This window comes from Rhodopila globiformis (genome assembly GCF_002937115.1).
GTDB classification, from domain to species: Bacteria; Pseudomonadota; Alphaproteobacteria; order Acetobacterales; family Acetobacteraceae; genus Rhodopila; species Rhodopila globiformis.
The window spans coordinates 1-3,038 of record NZ_NHRY01000016.1 but is presented as its reverse complement, the minus strand read 5'-3'; the positions used below and the strand labels follow the sequence as shown (position 1 = coordinate 3,038).

The 3,038-nt window shown below is 69.0% G+C and carries 2 protein-coding genes; both read right to left on the bottom strand.

Annotated features, from left to right (window positions below; genetic code table 11):
- Nucleotides 1–1,099, bottom strand: a 1,099-nt coding sequence (locus CCS01_RS00315) for an SPFH domain-containing protein (protein ID WP_204848087.1), incomplete at its 3' end; no start/stop codon positions are given.
- Between the two features lie 252 nt (nt 1,100–1,351).
- Entirely contained in the window at nt 1,352–2,512 is a 1,161-nt protein-coding gene (locus CCS01_RS00310; protein ID WP_158258159.1) for an outer membrane protein assembly factor BamB family protein, read from the bottom strand.
- Nucleotides 2,513–3,038 lie beyond the last annotated feature (526 nt).

Sequence of the window (3,038 nt, the reverse complement as noted above, 5' to 3'; positions counted from 1 at the left end):
CCTCGGCGGGGGTGCGGTCGGGGATGGGATCGCCGGCCAGCCCGGCCTCGTGCACCGTGCCGAACTCCACCGGCCGCAGCCGGCCGAGCGGCCAGGGCAGGATCAGGTGCAGCCCCGGGTGCAGCACGCGCACCGGCGCCCCGAAGCGCTCATACACCGCGCGCTGGTCGAGCGGCACCAGGGCGACGCCGGACAGCCCCCAGGACACCAGCACCAGCACCAGCAGCAGCGGCGCGAAGGCGGCGCGGACATAGGCCAGCGCCCAGCTGCGGGCGAAGTCGATCCCCAGATGCTGGCGCAGCGGTTCCGCCAGGCTGCGTGCCCGGCTGCCCTCGGCCAGCATCCGGGCCAGCGCCGACTCGACGGCCCGCGCCTCGGCTGCGGGCGGTGGCGGCAGGAAGCAGCGGCCGACGGCGCGCAGGGCCAGTTCGGCGGCGATGCCGCCGGGCAACAGCGCCAGCAGCGCGGTCAGATGCGCGGCCAAGCCCGGCGCGCCCAGGCCGGCGGCGATTTCAAGCGCGCCCGTGGCCGGCAGGATGACGGTGGGCAGGAACAGTAGCCCCCGCAGCCCGGGCGCCTCGGGCAGCCGCACCGGCGGCCAGGCGGCCAAGACCCGCTCGGCCACCAGCAGCGGGAAGGCCAGCACGATCAGCGCGCCGCCGCAGATCCATGTGGTTTCCGGCACCGGCGGAGCCACATCCGGAGCCGCCGCGAACCGGGGCAGCAGGGCCGCCGCGGCGACCAGGGCCGAGAGCGGCACCACGGCCATCATCTGTGGCCAGCGCGCGGCGCGCGCCACCCGGGTGGCGTCGCCGCGTTGCCGCGCCCGCGCCATCAGCCAAGCGCCGGCGATCCCGGCCAGCGAGGCCAGCACGGCGGCAAGCGGCACTGCCGCCACGTTCGCGCGGGCAAGCTCGCGCAGAAGCCCCGCGGACAGCCGGGTCCAGGTCAGGGCCTGCGCCGCACCGAGGACGATGGCGACAAGGCCGGCGGTGAGCGCCAGCCGGCGCGCCAGCCTCAGTCCCGCGGCTGCGGCCGCCCGGCCGGGCAGGGCGGCAGCATCCTGAGGCACGACATGTGCGGGGGTCGCATCATTCATGGGGGCAATCAGCATGCTGAATATGAAATAGTTGCACTTGGTCCAAGGCAACGAATGGCACCGGATGCCGTCGTGGAATTGCAGGAAGCGCTGATGCGACGCGGCGAGGTTGAACCGAATTCAATAAGGCGACGGCAGCGATTCCTGTGGCCGCCGTCCGGCGGACACAGGAAAAGTTCTAAAGCGGGCCGATCGGCGCTTGCAAGGATTGTGTTGGCCGGACGCCCGCAGGGTCCGGCCGGCGCCGGATCGTCACGGCTTGCGGGCGAGGGCTGCCTTCCAGTCGTGATAGAAATCGATGTCGACGCTGTCGGGATACCAAAGCAGGCCCGGCGTGTGCCCGCGGGTATCGGTCTGGCCGTACTGCCAGATGAACGCCTTGGTCTGGCGGTCGATGACCAGCACGCGCTCGCGGTGGTCGTCGTTCAGCAGCACGTTGCCATTGGGCAGTTCGACCGCCAGCGACGGGTGGTCGAGCGCCTTCTCGCCCTCGGGCACGCGGTATTCCCACACCACCTTGCCGGTCTGCGGATTGAAGATCACCACCCCGCCCGGCTTGGTGAAGTCGGCGACGATGATGTTGCCGTCGGCCGCCGGGCGTGCGTCCGAAGGATAGTGGACATGCGGCGCGCGCACGCTCCAGACCACGTGGCCGTCGGGCGAGAGGCGGGTGATCCAGGCGTCGGGGATCTCGGTGATCAGGTAGTCGCCGTTGGGATAGTAGTTGAAGTCGTTGGGATAGGCGAAGGTCTCGGGCGGGTTGTGCTTGCACACGCCGGGCTTGCCCCATTGCCGCAGCGTCTGCGACGTCTTCGGATCGATGGTCAGCAGGCGGCAGTTGCGGATGTCGGCGACGATCAGCCGCCCGTCCGGCAGCAGGCGCGCGTCGTCCGGGAAGTTCAGGTAGCCCTCGCCGCGGCCGCGCATGTTCGGCATGCCGTAGGTCCACTTCAGTTGCCGGGAGGCGTAGTCGAGCATGTGGAGGTCGTAATTGTCCTCCTCGTTGACCACCATGGTCCGGCCGTCCTGGGTGAAGTTCACGTCGTCGTTGCCGCGATAGAACGTGAGGTTGGGCGAGTCGAATTCCCACACGATCTGCTTGTCCGGTGTCACTTCCAGCAACCGGTTGTTGCGCCGATCGGCGATAACGATCGGCAAGGGCAGCGGGTTGTTCCAGGATGGCACGGGGTTGTCCCGCGTGCCGGTGGCCGGCGGCGGCGGCGGCAGTTTCACGCCGGAGGAGACGATCCCGGCGCCGATCATTTCCTCGGTGACCGTTACCCGGTGGCCTTTCGGCTTGTGGGCGTGGCCATCCGACGGTTCCGCCGCGGAGGCTCCGACGGCGACGCTCAGGCAGGTGGCGGCAAGCAAGGCCGCGCCCCGCATTGGGGCGGCAGAAAAGCGAAACAGCATGATGAATCCGAATCCCCTGGCCGTCGCCGAACCAGCGCGACGGCATCGCCATTTCATAGGCGCGACAGGACCCCGGTAGCAACATCGGCGTGGAGGCCACGGAGAGCCTGTCTGGCCGGGTTCCGGTTTGGGGGACTCGTGATTCGAGCGTCGATGGGGTGGATGGGCTGTGCCTGCGTTTCGGGTGGTTGAGGGGCATTGGCGGCGGGCATGCGGCCGGATCGTCCAAAAATATAACCACAGAGGACAGCTGAGGGTCGCCGAGGGCCACTGAGTAAGGTGGCCCCCGAAAACTGGACAGGGTGTTAATCTTACTATGTCACTATCCTCTAGCTATTGACCACAACCACCCCACATAGGGTGCATGAAACAGCAAGGAGCAAGACAAGCGCCGAAAAGCGAGGCCCGGTTGGAGGCGTATCTGGATGCGGTGGTCGGAGGATTGGGGCATGCCCGCCGCGCCGCCTCGGCGCGGGCCTACTGCACCGGGCTGCTGCTGCCCGGCGAGCGCAAGAGCATCGAGCTG

Excerpts from the sequence above, each read along its gene's own strand:
- CCS01_RS00310 (WP_158258159.1), bottom strand. The coding sequence starts at position 2,512 with ATGCTGTTTCGCTTTTCTGCCGCCCCAATGCGGGGCGCGGCCTTGCTT.